The sequence below is a fragment of the Veillonella sp. VA139 genome, assembly GCF_003992005.1.
Classification (GTDB): Bacteria; Bacillota; Negativicutes; order Veillonellales; family Veillonellaceae; genus F0422.
The window spans coordinates 66,535-80,137 of record NZ_RQVL01000008.1; the positions used below are offsets into that span (position 1 = coordinate 66,535).

Sequence of the window (13,603 nt, forward strand, 5' to 3'; positions counted from 1 at the left end):
TATGTTAAAAGCACTATATAAAAAGAAGAAAACGACACGCTTTGATGTATTGCTAACCATAGTCGTCATCGTTTTTGCTATTTTGCTAGGACGTGTATTTTATCTGCAAGCCATTGAAGGTGATTATTACCGTGGAAAAGCGGAGGGGAATCGTCTCCGTATGTTGTCTATGACGGCTACACGGGGATTAATGTATGATAGAAATGGTCAAATTGTGGTGGGTTCACGACCTGCCTATATGGTGTCTATGTTGCCCACTGGAAAGCAGGCGAATCCAAAAGAGCTAGAGCAATTGGCGTCCTATTTAGAAATTCCTGTGAAAACATTGGCAGAAAAAATAGAGGCTCATAAGGGTGGCTATGAACCAATCCGATTAGCCAGTGACGTGACCTTAGACAAGGTGACAAAAATTGAAGAACATCGTCATGAATTACCTGGTATTACGGTAGATGTAGAGCCACTTCGCTATTATCCTTATGATACGATGGCATCCCAATTATTGGGCTATGTAGGGGAAGTCAGTGAAGAAGAGCTGGCGGAAGCGAAACAAGCAGAGTTAGACGGAACACATAGGGGTGGAACCATAGGTCCTGGTACGATTTTAGGTCGTTCTGGGCTAGAGAAAATGTACGATTCTGTGCTACGTGGTGTGGATGGTGGCCGCCAAGTAGAGGTGGATGCCAGTGGACGCCCTGTAGAAGAAGTAGGGCGCAAACACACCATACCAGGTCGCAACATTCATTTAACTATTGATTTGAATCTACAAAAAGTGGCTGAAAAAGCTGTCTATGACCAATTAGCAGCGCTTAGAAAACAAGGTATTCCTGCGAAGGGAGCTGCCGTAGTTGCCCTAGATCCTAATACAGGGGCGGTCCTCGCCATGGTGAGTGCACCAGGGTTCAATCCGAATTGGTTTGCGAAAGGGATTACTACGGAACAATGGAATCAGCTAAATACAGATGCTAATCATCCTTTTGAAAATAAAGTAGTTACTGGTGAGTATCCGCCAGGGTCTCCTTTCAAAATTATTACGGGTGCGGCTGCCTTAGAATTGAAAAAGGTCACTCCTAATGAAATGATTCATGACAGTGGTAAACACTGGTTAATCGATAAGCGAAATGCAGAAGGAGAGGCATTAGGCTGGCTGGATTTCAATAAAGCTTTGGCGAAGTCAGATAATGTGTATTTCTATGAAATGGGGAATCGTTTAGGCATTGATAATATCGATACATATGCGAAGATTTTTGGGCTCGGTGAAAAGACGGGGATCAAGTTATATGATGAAGGCAGTGGTAATATTGCTAGTCCCGAATACAAACGAAAAGTATTTAATCAAGATTGGTATTTAGGGGAAACCTTTGATGCCGCTATTGGACAGTCTTTCACATTGGTGACGCCCATACAAATGGCAGTGATGATGTCTGAGATTGCTAACGGAGGGATTCGCTATCAACCGTATGTAGTGAGTCGTATCGATAATGCTGATGGAACGCCAGAGGAGATTTTTGGGCCTAAGAAATTAGGGGTCTTGCAAGTATCGAAAGCTGTCATGGATATTGTTCGAAATGGTCTTAGAGATGTAACCTTGGAAGGTGGTACAGCAGGGGAAATTTTTAAAGGCTTATCCTTAGCCGTAGCTGGTAAAACGGGGACGGCGGAAAATGCTACTGGCCGTGATCATGGTTGGTTCGTTGCCTATGCACCATACGACAAGCCTCGTATCGTGGTAGTAGCGTTGGTAGAACAAGGCGGCTTTGGTGCCGTTTCTGCTGGGTCCATTGTACGCCCTATTTTGGAAGAATACTTTCACATTCCTAAGCCGGTCGTAGTCCCTGCGAATGATAAGAAAGAGGATGCTAAAAAAGAAACCGCCTCTGGGAAAGAACAAAAGGTAGACTAGGAGTATACTATGTGGCAGAGAATTATACGTGAATGGGATTGGATTTTGGTACTAGCTACTATCAGTCTAATTGTCATTGGTTGTGTTGTTATCGGCAGCGCGACCCATGTCAATCGAGAAGGTCTGCAAATTACAGGGTTAGTATCGAAACAATTGCTATTCTTTGGATTAAATATCGTTGCCATTGTAGGTCTGCAATGGCTAGATTACGAGCGCTTGCGTCCCTATGCAAAGTGGATTTATGGTGCTACTATCGTTATGCTCTTGGCAGTTATGGTGGTAGGTACATCGGCACTAGGTGCGCAACGATGGATTCAGATTGGCCCTGTTACTATTCAACCATCGGAATTTACGAAGTTGATGATGATCATTAGCTTGGCAAATATGCTAGAAAGTCGAGTAGGAAAGTTAAATACGTTCAAAGAGTTATTGCCAGTATTTTTATTTTTAGGAATCCCCGCCTTGTTGGTGTTTAAGCAACCAGACTTGGGGACATCTTTAGTATATGTGGCTATATTAGCAGGCATGCTCTTTGTGAGCGGTATTCGCATGCGGTTAGTACAGATTATGGTAGGCACTATGGTAGCACTATTACCGTTAAGCTGGTTTGTATTACAAGAGTATCAAAAACAACGGATTATGGTGTTTTTGAACCCTAATGTAGATCCCTTTGGCGCAGGATATCATATTATCCAATCTAAAATTGCTATTGGTTCCGGCTTACTATTTGGTAAAGGGCTCTTTGAAGGAACCCAAAGTCAGTTGAACTTTTTACCGGAAAACCATACGGACTTTATTTTCTCCGTGGTGGGGGAAGAATTAGGTCTTCTAGGTTGTTTTGTGGTCTTAGGATTACTATTGGTGGTTGTGTATCGTAGTTTCTTAATTGCGAAACGATCGGTAGATCCATTTGGCATGTTAATTGCCACAGGCATTGGCTCCATGCTGCTATTTGAAGTCTTAGTCAATGTAGGTATGACCACTGGTATTATGCCTGTAACGGGTATTCCATTGCCTTTCATCAGTTACGGTGTAAGTGCGTTAACAACAAATCTATTGAGTATAGGTTTATTATTAAATATAGTAATGCGCCAGAAAAAGCGCATGTTTTAAGTAGTAAAAAAGAGGCTAGTGCCTCTTGGAGGTTGTATGATTCAATTAGAGCCATCATGGTTACAACATGTGGAAAAACCGGCTCGCTATACCGGAGGGGAATGGAATAGCATTGTAAAAGAGTACAGTACAGTGGATGTGACAATGGCCTTGGCATTTCCTGATGTATATGAAGTAAGTATGAGCCATTTAGGAATAAAAATTTTATATGGTTTGTTAAATGAACGTCAAGATGTGTTGGCTGAGCGTGTCTTTGCGCCTTGGCACGACATGGAAAAGGAAATGCGAGACCGTAAGATTCCTTTATTTTCCTTGGAAACAAAAACACCAATTCGCGAATTTGATCTATTGGGATTTACATTGCAATATGAAATGAGCTATACCAACATCTTGAATATGCTGGATATGGCAGAGATCCCTTTCTATAGCAAAGATCGAGACATGTCTTTCCCATTGCTATTAGCAGGGGGACCATGTGTATATAATATTGAACCTATTGCAGATTTTTTTGATATCGTGTCTATCGGTGAATCGGAAGAATGGCTTGTAGAATTTGTAGAATTATTTAAAGCAGAAAAAGCGAAAGGTTTTCCAGGCGGTAAAGAGGCATTCTTGCGCAAAGCAGCCTTAATTGAAGGGACCTATGTGCCTGCTTTATATGAACCAGAATACACAGAGGACGGTCATTTTAAAGGGTTAAAAATTTTGGCAGAGGAAGCGCCACCAATAGTAAAAAAACGTATCGTCGAAGATGTGGAACACTCCTATTATCCGACAGCGCCGATTGTGCCATATTTAGATGTAGTCCATGATCGGGCTGTATTAGAATTATTCCGCGGTTGTTTGCGAGGCTGTCGTTTCTGCCAAGCTGGTATGTTATATCGTCCTGTTCGTGAAAGAACGCCAGAACGGTTATTACAAATGGCAAAGGATATTATCGCCAATACGGGATATAATGAAATTTCTTTAATGTCTCTAAGTTCTGCCGATTATTCTAAATTGCCGGAATTAGTGGATATGCTGATGGAAGAATTTAAAGATAAACAAGTCAGCGTTAGTTTACCATCTTTACGTATCGATGCATTCTCTATTGATATTGCTAAAAAGGTGCAGCAAGTGCGTAAAAGTGGCTTAACCTTTGCTCCAGAAGCAGGCTCTCAACGTATGCGTGATGTGATTAACAAAGGTGTTAGTGAAGAAGATTTGATGGCAGCCTGTGAAAATGCTTTCAAATCTGGTTGGAACACAGTGAAATTATACTTTATGATGGGCTTGCCTACAGAAACGGACGAAGACGTAGCAGGCATTGCTGACTTAGCTTATAAAGTATTGGATTTACATCGTGATATTACAGGTAAACGTAATGGCAAGGTGACAGTGAGTTGTTCTTTCTTCGTACCGAAAACACACTCCCCCTACCAATGGTATGGTCAACAAGATGTAGAGGAAATTCATCGTAAACAGAGATATTTAAAATCTCTTATCAATAATCGCAATATTTCCTATCATTATCATGATGGACATACGGGGTATTTAGAGGCTATCTTTGCTCGTGGAGATAGACGATTAGCGCCATCCGTCATAGAGGCTTGGAAACATGGCTGTAAATTTGATGGCTGGACAGAGTATTTTAAATACGATACCTGGATGCAGGCTTTCAAAGATACGAATATTGATCCAGATTATTATGCTCGCCGTGACCGCAGCTTTGAAGAGGCATTGCCTTGGGAACATATTGATGACACCGTAAGTAAAGCCTTTTTACAACGTGAATGGGAGCGTGCTGTAGATGGTACATTGACGTGGGATTGCCGTCGCAAGCCATGCAATGGTTGTAATGCGTGTCCAGAGTTGGGCACACCGATTATTGATTATAAGGAGGGTGGACGTGTTGAGAAAGTTACGTTTGGCCTTACATAAGGGGGAAGAATTACGCTTTTTATCCCATTTAGATTATGCTTCTGCTATCGAGCGCATGATTCGTCGCAGTGGGATTAAAATGGCCTATTCTGAAGGATTTAACCCGCATATGAAAATTAGCTTTTCGTCAGCCCTTGCATTAGGTATAACGGCTAGTTGCGAATACTGTGATATGGATGTATTAGAAGAAGGCTCCCTGGAGAAATTGATGGGTCGACTTTCACAGGCGGCACCGAAAGGGCTAGAAGTATTAGATGGACGATTCATGCCGGATAAAGTAAAAAAAATGATGGCCATTTGCAATTATGCTGTCTATGAGGTGACGGGACCGGTGGCGGAAGCAGCGAACTGGGAGACCTTATTGGAGCCTTTCAACAGTGCAGAAGAAGTGCTCTATGAAAAGGTAACACCGAAGAAAACAAGAATGATTGATGTGAAACATTTCATTAAAGAACCCTTGGTAGCAAAGGTAGACGGAGATATGGTAACAATTCGTATGGCTATTGGCGTATATCCAGAAGGGACTATGAAGCCAGGGGATATGTGGAAATTGGGCAAAGAGCAATACGGTTGGCCCGTAACAGATAGTTATTCTATTCACCGTGAAGCGATTCTGATTGAAACGGATGGGGCTTGTATTACGCCACTAGAAGTGGAATAAGGAGAGAGTATGAATCGATTATATGCCAATGTGATGAAAGAGGAAACCCGTCTTGCCATTGTGGACGAGACGGGGGCGTTACAACAGATTATATATGAACGACCACAGTTGTCGAACCGCGTACATCATATGTATAAAGGGGTTGTGAAAAATGTCCTGCCTGGTATGAGTGCAGCTTTCCTCGACATTGGCATCGGTCAAAATGTGTACCTAAACCTACAAGAACAAGGGAAACAGAAAAAAGTTCATGTAGGGGAAGTACTGCTCGTGCAAATTGTGAAAGATGCTATGCTTGGTAAAAGTGCGCGTGTTACTACAGATATAAGTTTAGCTGGTCATTACATGGTCTTATTGCCTAATGATCAACAGATTCATATTTCTAAAAAGATTACAGACCCAGAGTTGCGTCAGTCTTTAAAAGATATGGCGCAACCGTATTTAGAACGGGGTGTGGGATTTATTCTTCGCACCGCAGCCATGGGGGCGAGTGACGAAGAGATTGCCAGGGATATGGCTTATTTGCATCAGACTTGGGAGCATTTACAAAAGCGCTATAAGGTGGCGCAGAACGGGACTGAAATCTATGGAGATGCGAACCTTTGGTATCGTGTCATCCGTGATTATGTAGGGCCTACGGTAGGTTCCATTATGGTGGATGATATGGCTGCCTATGAAGAGTTGCAACAGATCTTAGGGGCAGGACGATTTGGTAAGCCTGTAGACGTGAGTTTGTGGAATCAAAAGGAAGATATTTTTAAGACCCATGGTATTGAAGAGCAAATTGATGCGCTGTTAAATCATCGCATTGATTTGCCATCTGGTGGTTCTTTGCAGATTGACCAAACAGAGGCGCTCACAGTGATTGACGTGAACTCTGCCCATTACAGCGGCAAGAATGAACAAGCGGGACAGGTGGCGAAACGTGTCAACCAAGAAGCGGCCCATATGATTGCTAGACAATTACGATTGCGAAATCTTGGGGGGATTATTATTTGCGACTTCATCGATATGCCGAAACAGGATATGGAAGAGCTTGTGCAGTTGATGCATCATCTAGTGAAAAAAGATCCTATTAAAACTGTGGTATGTGGCATGACCTCGCTAGGCCTATTAGAGATGACACGAAAACGGGAGCGTCAAAGTATTCCATCTATCCTCTTTGATACTTGTTCCAGCTGTGGTGGTACTGGACATGTACTAAAAGGAGAAACGGTGTATTTACAAATCTTACGCCGTTTGCGTGAGTTGTATCGTTTTGGTCGCTTAAAAACGGATGTATCTATTGTAGTGCACCCAGATGTGGGCGTGTTCTTTACGAAACAGGTGTTAGAAATGTTGCGAATAGAATTGCAACGAACTATACAGATTGAAAATGATGCCACAATGGGGTTAGAAGCCTATTCCCTATTAGCCTTAAGTGATGTATAATAATAAAATTAGTACTAAAAATAATTACACTTCTCTATATGAAATGTAATGTTTTTAAGGAAAAGTGCTTGGGACTGCCAAGCACTTTTGTTGTTATGTACAGGAGGGACTAGTGTCATACCTTGAAATATTAATTTTATCCGTAGGTCTTGCCATGGATGCCTTTGCTGTTTCTATTTGTAAATCATCACAAATGAAAGATGATCCTACTTATAAGAAAGTATTGTTAGCATTTTTATTTGGCGCCTTTCAGTGTTTGATGCCCTTGATAGGGGCTGCGGTAGGAGCTCAGTTTTCACAAAACTTTGATGAATGGGACCACTGGGTGATCTTCATTACATTAGGCTATTTGGGCATCAATATGATTCGTGCCTCGCTCAGTGATGAGGAAGAAGATAAAACAAAGGTGGATTGGAAAGAAATGTTAGCCTTGTCCATTGCCACTAGTATCGATGCCTTAGCGGTAGGAGTTACCATTGCGCTCTTGCATGTGGATGTGTATTTTACATCACTTACAATTGGGGTGATTACCTTCTTGGTGTGTCTGGTGGGCATATTTAGTGGGTACCATATGATGAAAGCATTCCGTGAAAGAGCGGAAATGGCTGGGGGCGTTATATTGATTCTGATAGGGGTTAAAATATTGCTGCAGCATTTGGGGTATCTGCCTCGCTAAATCGTCTCTTGCTGTGCTATGTAGCCTGTGGCGTTTTGTCTAATATCATGAAAGGAAAGACCGCAATACACCCCCTCAGAAACGGTATTTCATAATGTTTCTTCGGAGGTATATTGCGGTCTTTTTGTACTTGTATGATTTAGCTAGTAAGGGACGCCACAAGGCTACTACGCGCAACTGCGTTCCTCTGCGGGATTATTTTGGATAATCGCCGTATATTCCGACCCGAACTGATACAGTGGTTAGGTTTGTTCCGGAACATGTGGCGCTTTTCTAGCGTTTGTGCTATTTAGGTAATTACAGTGCCACGGGACGTTCTACGCGACATGGTGTTCCTCACGAGGTGGGGCACACCGTGCTCTTCTTGCATTTTTGTAATTTATGTAGTAAAAAATGCCACAAGGCTACTACGCACAACTGTGTTCCTCACGGAGGTGGCGCACTCTTCTAGGGGGTATGCATATTAGCTAGTAAGGGTTGCCATGAGGCTGCTATGCGCAACTGCGTTCCTCTGCGGGGGAGAAAAAAGTGCTTGACGGAATGTATTTGGTGGTTTATAATAATTAGGTATTCACTTGGAGAGGTGTCCGAGCGGCTTAAGGAGCATGATTGGAAATCATGTGTGCGGTGATACCGTACCGAGGGTTCAAATCCCTCTCTCTCCGCCAAGGTTTAAAGGGTGTATATGCTTATAAACAGAAATAGAAAAGTACTATAAAACGTGATAATACAGGGCTTTTCTGATTCTTGCTTATAAGTGTATAGCCCCCTTTTTTTACCCATTTTGCCCCCTATTTGCCCCCTAAAATTAAGGGGGCTTTTTTGTTGCCTAAAAATTCTATAGAATATGATAGATACACGAAAAGTGAAAAACTAGATGGCGTTTAGCTTTTTTACTATTTCATCTTGCATGGATTCGGTCACATGACTATATACGCTTAGTGTTGTTTTAGGGTCGTTATGTCCTACCCTTTGCATGATAGCTCTTAATGGTACGCCTAATTCTGTTAGCATACTAATGTGCGTGTGCCTAAAAATATGCGTAGTTAGGTGTTTACCCTCAATATGTACCTTGCGTAACGTCTTATTGATGTATTGTGGCTCATACGGATTACCCTTTTTATTTGTGAATATGTAGCCCTGATCGTTGTAACTGTTATCCCATGCGAGCCTTTTATTCTCTAATAACAGCTTTTCAATGATACTAATACAGCGGTCATTCAAGGATACATACCGTACACTATAGATATTCTTAGGAGTGCCACGGCTAGGGGCTTGCCCTTGCCTATATTGTGATATAGTACCGTTAATGTGTACTCTCTTATTGGCTTTATCGTAGTCACATACACGCAAGGCGAGCAGTTCGCCAATTCGTAACCCTGTTAGGCTCATAAATTCCATGAGTAAGGATATACGGGGGCTGATACTATGCAAGGCAAGGAGTACCGTTTTTAATTCCTCGCGGTCTAAAAACTTAGACTGTTTTTTATCCAATTCTTGCATAGTCATAGGCTTTTTTATGAGTTCGATATCCTCAATGTGCCTGATATCCTCTATATAGCCTTTTTTCTTAGCGTATCTATAGATACCCTTAACAGTGGTAATCACTTTACATGTGTAATCGTAAGAAAGCCCCTGTACGTGGTACATAGTATGTGCCAATTCCTCTATAGTGATTGCCTTTACATCGTGTAATGGTGTATCCTGTATATACTCACATAATTTATTGACGGTTAGGCGATTATTGCTATCGGTGGATAGCTTGCATGATAACGCCTTAAATTGTCGCCACTCATTGGCCACCTGTTGAAAGTATATTGTATTTTCACGGGTGGCTTTTTCTTGTGCCTGATCTATAGCCGTTGTAATTTTTTCATGTAAAAGCCGTGTAGCTAGTTTTGTGGCTTGCGTGCTGTTACTTTCCATAGTCACGGATACACGCTTGTTTTTGCCCGTTACAGGGTCTTTATATCGTTCAAAGTATTTATACTTGATACCTTTTTTGGTGTGGTGTTCCTCAATCCACATAAATAGATACCGCCTTTCATTGTGAAAGGTCGACTATTGTTTAGGTATAGCAAATTCCACCATATCCCAAATATTCGTTTTTTCAAAGTTTAGCAAGCATGTTAGAGCATCCTCATCCAGTAAATCATAAATATACATTTGTAGCATTTGAGTGAGTGCTGTAAGTTGCTTATCAGATAGTTTAGTATTTATAAACTTTTGATATTTGAACACATCATTTTCTATTATTTCAATTTTGCATAGCAATTCATCGTGTTTTTCAATAGCGTAGTTGCAAGATACAGATAATAAAATATTATTTCTATCTATCGTATCAATGAAATGAATATTGATAACTCCTTGTGAATTGATAGATTCATCCTTGGTTAAGTTTAAAGTTACCTCAAATGGTAAAAAAGTAAAAACTAAAGATGGATCAACCTCAAGAAATGCACAAATAGCATTCAAAGTATCAAATTGTATACCTGTACTTCGATTAGTTGCCAAAGCTGTAATTGTTGGGCGACTAATTCCAGTAGCCCTTGAAAATTCTGAAATAGTCAACCTGTTTTGAAAAAGTAATTTTTGTAGTTCTGAATAAATCATATAATCACCTCATAAAGTAATATTATCATATATACATTACAAAAACAACGGAAAATATAAAACATACTTTACAATATTTCGTACATGTGATATATTATTTTTGTAAAGTTTACTTATCTATTAATTGGGAAAATGTAAAGTGAGGTGAGCAGATGAAGAAATTTAGTAAACTTAGGGGGCTTATGGTAACTGCAAATTTAACACAAGAAACATTGGCCAAAAGTGTTGGATTGTCTAAAACATCTATCAATCAAAAGTTATCAGGTAAAAAGCCTATAACCCTTGAAGATATGAAAGCAATTCAAAAAGTACTAAACGATCGTTTAGGAATGCAATTAACTATTGAAGAACTATTTATTTCTTAATGCTTAACCAACCTCATATAATCACCTACAGCATTAAGAGGGAATGAAAGGAGAAACACAATGAAGAATATTCCAATTTTTAAATCTAACGAGCCTATTCCATGTGAAAGGGTTATTGATGTAGATCAGGTATATACAAGTGGCCAATTAGTGAAATGTATCTTTAATGGTCAAGTAGTGTATATGACTGAAAACGATTGTAAGGCCTTAGGAGGTGAAAAAGTAGTGGCTTAGGTATAAAAAAAACCATTAGGAACATAAAAAAAGAGCCGTAAAGGCTCAAATAGGTAATAAAAAGGGGTAATATATGCAATCAGTCGAAGAGATTCAAAAGTTATTAAGTAATAGGGGGCTTGTATTGGCGGTATATGATCGTAAACATGATAAGCCTATTTACGTACAGCCCTCTTATATCATTCAACATTACTCAATGAGTGCTACCACTGTTACACGGCGAATGCGTGAAATGAAACAGATTAGCAAGTATAAAGATAGCTTTATTGATGGCGGTGAAAGAAAACCGCTTGTAAAGCTAGTTGACTTTGAAAAGTTTTTAAATGAAAGAGGTAACTAATGATTAATAAAGAAAAAACCGCTCCAGTAACTGCAATTACTGAAACGGTATATAGTGGAGTCCCTACACCCTATAGTGAATATACAGGAAAATTCAAACATAATAGCATAGGGGACTATGTTATTAGTTTACACGGGCTTTTCTGTATTTGCAATAGTGGCGAACCTAAAGGCCTTGCAAGAAAACACGGGATTTACAAACATATAGAAGAAGATGACGTATATATGAATGTAACGGATGAACTAGAAAGCTACCTGATCGAACTGTATGAAGATATTACAAGAACACAACGCCGTGAGGTATTGGCATACATTCGAGCCGTTGCCCCTATTAAAGATAAAGGCGAATTAGACGCTGAAATAATCCATTAAGGAAGAGGGAAAGCGTTTACAAGTCTATTAATATCAACCCTCTATGCATTGAATTTAAAATAGGGGGCAAAAAAAGGGGCAAGATACGATTTCATAGGAGGTATTCAAATAGTGGAGGAAAACAAACAACCAATACTGAGTGAAAGTTATTATAAGGGACTAGAACAACAAAAAAATGAATTAAACAAACAAGCACAAATGCTACTAGCACAGGAGGGGCAAGGGGGCGAGCCTGTAGAGCAAGCACCGCCAAAGAAAAAAACAAAGCAAGATCATATTGAGGATGCAATAAAGAGAGGTGTTCAAGTATATCATTGGATTAAGATTCCTGAAGATCATTTGGAAACTTTAAAAATGAAAAAACTAAGAGAACGAGAAAATGGCGAAACTATGACAATCATATACCTAAAAATATTGTTACTTAGTCTTAAATGGAATGGGTATATCTATTATGAAGGCGTGGGGGATTCCATAGAGGAAGAAATAGCAAGTTTAATCGGCGAAGATAAAGAACTAGTAGAGAAAACCATATTATTTATGATTGAATACTCACTATTAACGGTATGTAATGAAAAAGAAGCCGTATTTGCTGAAGAATTTAAAACAAATACAGGAAAGGATTCGGATAAGGAACGGCAAAGGATCTCAAGAGCAAAAAAAGAAAATGCAAAAAGGGGGATATTTGCTTAATGTCACAAGGATGTCACAAGGATGTCACAAGGATGTCACATCATGTCACCATAAGATAAGATTAGAAGAGATAAGATAAGATAAGATGAGACTTAGATTTAGATAAGACTTAGATTTAGATGAGAGGAGAGGATACATAAGGAGAGGGTGAATAAGTGTATAACTTTGTAGGGAATTATTACCAACAAACGTACCAACAATAGTACCAACAAACGTACCAACAAACGTACCAACAAACGTACCAACAAATATAATATATTAATTTGCGTTCCTTACAGGAACACAAACCCGTACACAAAAGGATACATAACATGAATAACAATGAATTGGTCTTTATTAAATCGGCTACTGAAAATATCAGGCTGAATATAAACAACATATTATATTTGATAGATTCACATGCAAGGCTATTACAACAGGAACTACAAGAAAAAGGTTTAAAAAGTGAAGTATTGGCCTATGGTGAGATTGAATCAATACAAGATATAGCCGTTTTGATAGCTGAAAATGCTATGAAAGAAATAGCAAATATACATGATGCATTGAAAAACTTAGAAAATTAGGGCATAAAGGCTTATTAGTTGCTTTTTAGGTGAAATGATACTAGAAAGCAACTACAAGCCCTATATAGGTGAAATAATGAAAGAAAAATGGGAGTATATATGATTGATATAACTACAGAAAAGCAAATCAGAAGAAAACACCTTAATGTAATCAAACAAGAGATCAGGGAAAAACTGTTACATATCGGATCAGATGAACAGCAAATTAGCGAAATATTAACACTAGCCGTATACATGCATGGATTAGGATACTTTTACAGTGAGAAAGATTCAGTTTTAAGAGAGATATACCAAGGGGGAACGCATGAAGTTACATTGGAAGATAGACAACACTGATCAACTGAATGATGTAAAGCATATACTAGGATTGATACAAAAAAAGTTTTTCATGCATTCCTTGAGAATTAAACCAAATAATAATGGGTCATATGATATATATTTAAAGCCGTTAGTGTAAAATGTTTGTGGGAAAATAAAATAGCAAAAGAAGGTCATCCTTTGTTACAATGAATGTGTTCAAATAACTCAAAGCAAAGGAGACCTTCTTATGGAATTTATTTTACAACAAGCAGCGGATTGTTGCACTGACTTTTTTAACTTTTCTGAAAACAAGATATTTAATGATGAAGAAATGTACTCATTCTTCCATCTTATGGAAGACTTTTCAACCTTAATAAATGGTGTTGCAATTATGATGCTAGAGGTTTTTTTATCTAAATTAGATGACCA

16 protein-coding genes and 1 tRNA gene are annotated in these 13,603 nt (G+C 39.4%); 15 read left to right on the plus strand and 2 right to left on the minus strand.

Going from position 1 to position 13,603, the window contains the following annotated elements:
* Position 1: 1 nt before the first annotated feature.
* From mrdA to EO125_RS04490, 7 genes are all read left to right on the plus strand, one after another.
* Complete coding sequence (gene mrdA, locus EO125_RS04460; RefSeq protein WP_127147845.1) at positions 2–1,900, plus strand: penicillin-binding protein 2; 1,899 nt, start codon at positions 2–4, stop codon at positions 1,898–1,900.
* A 9-nt stretch (positions 1,901–1,909) separates the two neighbouring features.
* Positions 1,910–3,013 (plus strand): rod shape-determining protein RodA, encoded by a 1,104-nt coding sequence (gene rodA / locus EO125_RS04465; RefSeq protein WP_127147846.1) that lies wholly within the window; start codon positions 1,910–1,912, stop codon positions 3,011–3,013.
* Between the two features lie 36 nt (positions 3,014–3,049).
* A complete protein-coding gene (locus EO125_RS04470) occupies positions 3,050–4,933 on the plus strand; it encodes a TIGR03960 family B12-binding radical SAM protein (RefSeq protein ID WP_127147847.1) in 1,884 nt (627 codons plus the stop codon).
* Positions 4,905–5,594 (plus strand): TIGR03936 family radical SAM-associated protein, encoded by a 690-nt coding sequence (locus EO125_RS04475; RefSeq protein ID WP_127147861.1) that lies wholly within the window; start codon positions 4,905–4,907, stop codon positions 5,592–5,594. Before EO125_RS04470 ends, EO125_RS04475 begins: the two co-directional genes overlap by 29 nt.
* Before the next feature lie 9 nt (positions 5,595–5,603).
* On the plus strand, positions 5,604–7,022 hold the full coding sequence (locus tag EO125_RS04480; RefSeq protein ID WP_127147848.1) for an Rne/Rng family ribonuclease: 1,419 nt from the start codon (positions 5,604–5,606) through the stop codon (positions 7,020–7,022).
* A 112-nt stretch (positions 7,023–7,134) separates the two neighbouring features.
* On the plus strand, positions 7,135–7,698 hold the full coding sequence (locus tag EO125_RS04485; RefSeq protein WP_127147849.1) for a manganese efflux pump MntP family protein: 564 nt from the start codon (positions 7,135–7,137) through the stop codon (positions 7,696–7,698).
* A gap of 577 nt (positions 7,699–8,275) precedes the next feature.
* A tRNA-Ser gene (locus EO125_RS04490) sits at positions 8,276–8,366 on the plus strand.
* A gap of 205 nt (positions 8,367–8,571) precedes the next feature.
* Here EO125_RS04490 and EO125_RS04495 read toward each other — a convergent pair.
* Both EO125_RS04495 and EO125_RS04500 read right to left on the minus strand, forming a co-directional pair.
* A complete protein-coding gene (locus EO125_RS04495) occupies positions 8,572–9,726 on the minus strand; it encodes a site-specific integrase (RefSeq protein WP_127147850.1) in 1,155 nt (384 codons plus the stop codon).
* Between the two features lie 33 nt (positions 9,727–9,759).
* Positions 9,760–10,311 (minus strand): helix-turn-helix transcriptional regulator, encoded by a 552-nt coding sequence (locus EO125_RS04500; protein WP_127147851.1) that lies wholly within the window; start codon positions 10,309–10,311, stop codon positions 9,760–9,762.
* Between the two features lie 152 nt (positions 10,312–10,463).
* On the opposite strand from EO125_RS04500, the gene EO125_RS04505 reads away from it, so the two are divergent.
* The 8 genes from EO125_RS04505 to EO125_RS04535 all read left to right on the plus strand — a co-directional run.
* Positions 10,464–10,676 (plus strand): helix-turn-helix transcriptional regulator, encoded by a 213-nt coding sequence (locus EO125_RS04505; protein WP_127147852.1) that lies wholly within the window; start codon positions 10,464–10,466, stop codon positions 10,674–10,676.
* 60 nt (positions 10,677–10,736) lie between these two features.
* Positions 10,737–10,910, plus strand: coding sequence for a hypothetical protein (locus EO125_RS09825; protein WP_164726436.1), 174 nt, complete (start codon positions 10,737–10,739; stop codon positions 10,908–10,910).
* Positions 10,911–10,983: 73 nt separating this feature from the next.
* Entirely contained in the window at positions 10,984–11,250 is a 267-nt protein-coding gene (locus tag EO125_RS04510) for a hypothetical protein (protein WP_127147853.1), read from the plus strand.
* The gene (locus EO125_RS04515) at positions 11,250–11,621 is read left to right on the plus strand and encodes a hypothetical protein (RefSeq protein WP_127147854.1); all 372 of its coding nucleotides are present in this window, start codon (positions 11,250–11,252) and stop codon (positions 11,619–11,621) included. The genes EO125_RS04510 and EO125_RS04515 overlap by 1 nt, the downstream gene beginning before the upstream one ends.
* Positions 11,622–11,732: 111 nt before the next feature.
* Positions 11,733–12,311, plus strand: coding sequence for a phage replisome organizer N-terminal domain-containing protein (locus EO125_RS04520; RefSeq protein ID WP_127147855.1), 579 nt, complete (start codon positions 11,733–11,735; stop codon positions 12,309–12,311).
* Between the two features lie 311 nt (positions 12,312–12,622).
* Positions 12,623–12,874: a hypothetical protein gene (locus EO125_RS04525; protein WP_127147856.1), complete on the plus strand. Its 252-nt coding sequence runs from the start codon at positions 12,623–12,625 to the stop codon at positions 12,872–12,874.
* Between the two features lie 99 nt (positions 12,875–12,973).
* A complete protein-coding gene (locus EO125_RS04530; RefSeq protein WP_127147857.1) occupies positions 12,974–13,210 on the plus strand; it encodes a hypothetical protein in 237 nt (78 codons plus the stop codon).
* A gap of 211 nt (positions 13,211–13,421) precedes the next feature.
* Positions 13,422–13,603, plus strand: a 182-nt coding sequence (locus EO125_RS04535) for a hypothetical protein (RefSeq protein WP_164726437.1), incomplete at its 3' end; no start/stop codon positions are given.

Excerpts from the sequence above, each read along its gene's own strand:
- mrdA (WP_127147845.1), top strand. The coding sequence starts at position 2 with ATGTTAAAAGCACTATATAAAAAGAAGAAAACGACACGCTTTGATGTA.
- rodA (WP_127147846.1), top strand. The coding sequence starts at position 1,910 with ATGTGGCAGAGAATTATACGTGAATGGGATTGGATTTTGGTACTAGCT.
- EO125_RS04470 (WP_127147847.1), top strand. The coding sequence starts at position 3,050 with ATGATTCAATTAGAGCCATCATGGTTACAACATGTGGAAAAACCGGCT.
- EO125_RS04480 (WP_127147848.1), top strand. The coding sequence starts at position 5,604 with ATGAATCGATTATATGCCAATGTGATGAAAGAGGAAACCCGTCTTGCC.
- EO125_RS04495 (WP_127147850.1), bottom strand. The coding sequence starts at position 9,726 with ATGTGGATTGAGGAACACCACACCAAAAAAGGTATCAAGTATAAATAC.
- EO125_RS04500 (WP_127147851.1), bottom strand. The coding sequence starts at position 10,311 with ATGATTTATTCAGAACTACAAAAATTACTTTTTCAAAACAGGTTGACT.
- EO125_RS04505 (WP_127147852.1), top strand. The coding sequence starts at position 10,464 with ATGAAGAAATTTAGTAAACTTAGGGGGCTTATGGTAACTGCAAATTTA.
- EO125_RS09825 (WP_164726436.1), top strand. The coding sequence starts at position 10,737 with ATGAAGAATATTCCAATTTTTAAATCTAACGAGCCTATTCCATGTGAA.
- EO125_RS04510 (WP_127147853.1), top strand. The coding sequence starts at position 10,984 with ATGCAATCAGTCGAAGAGATTCAAAAGTTATTAAGTAATAGGGGGCTT.
- EO125_RS04515 (WP_127147854.1), top strand. The coding sequence starts at position 11,250 with ATGATTAATAAAGAAAAAACCGCTCCAGTAACTGCAATTACTGAAACG.
- EO125_RS04525 (WP_127147856.1), top strand. The coding sequence starts at position 12,623 with ATGAATAACAATGAATTGGTCTTTATTAAATCGGCTACTGAAAATATC.
- EO125_RS04530 (WP_127147857.1), top strand. The coding sequence starts at position 12,974 with ATGATTGATATAACTACAGAAAAGCAAATCAGAAGAAAACACCTTAAT.